The 840-nt window shown below is 37.7% G+C and carries 1 protein-coding gene and 1 pseudogene; both read left to right on the forward strand.

The window, feature by feature from the left end; translation table 11 throughout:
• Positions 1 to 115 precede the first annotated feature (115 nt).
• The gene (locus R7Z47_RS24325) at positions 116 to 577 is read left to right on the forward strand and encodes an oxidoreductase (protein WP_005482833.1); all 462 of its coding nucleotides are present in this window, start codon (positions 116 to 118) and stop codon (positions 575 to 577) included.
• Positions 577 to 840, forward strand: a pseudogene (locus R7Z47_RS24330) (GGDEF domain-containing protein); the annotation flags it as partial. The gene R7Z47_RS24325 and the pseudogene R7Z47_RS24330, both read left to right, overlap by 1 nt.

Below are 840 nucleotides of genomic sequence, written 5' to 3' on the forward strand. Positions count from 1 at the left end.
TAACATATTATAAAATCTCATACGGTTGGCTTTGTCATTAAAATCATAAATAATTTATCGCTAGCAACTTTTTGTTCTAGCTCGGTAAAAAGAATAAAAAACAAAAGGGCGTATGATGAAAAAAATTGTATCACTCAGTTTGCTGCTGTTCGCACCATTCCTTTCTGCCAATTCCATTACTTTTAGTAGTCCTCAGCAACCTAGCGTCACACTTAAACTGGAAGAGCTTCAATCTCTCCCAACCACCAGCTACACCACTGATTTACCTTGGATTCAACAATCTTCAGAGTTTCTTGGTGTAAAGCTCAGCACGCTGCTAACTCATGTTTATGGAAGCATCCCAGAGCAAGTCGATATCGGCAGTTTAAACAACTATCACTCCACCTTATCTCGCAAAGATATTGTTCGTTATCAGCCAATTTTGGCGTACCAGCAAGATCATCATTACATCAAAGTGAGAAATAAAGGCCCTTACTGGGTGATATACCCTCTCAGTCAATATCCTGAATTGGATCATAATGAATATCATGCCCAAATGGTGTGGCAAGTTAATGAGATGAAAATAAAACAAAAATAATGAAGTTATCAGAAGCTTACCCAATTAAACAAAAAAATTATTCGACGACCAGCAAAATGCTCCTTTTGGTTTTTGCCACTTCTTTATTGCTCGCAAATGTCATATTGCTCCAACAAACTCGGGTCTTAGCGCAAAGTTTTACTGATGAGCAAAAACAAGCGACATGGTTTTTATTCCAGTTATCGAAAGAACTTTCTGAGCTCGTCAGTGAAGCACGTCGACTGGACGAAAATGTTTTAAAAATAGAAGGTGCAGAACTTAAG

It is taken from the genome of Vibrio sp. 1641 (assembly GCF_033339995.1).
Classification (GTDB): Bacteria; Pseudomonadota; Gammaproteobacteria; order Enterobacterales; family Vibrionaceae; genus Vibrio; species Vibrio alginolyticus.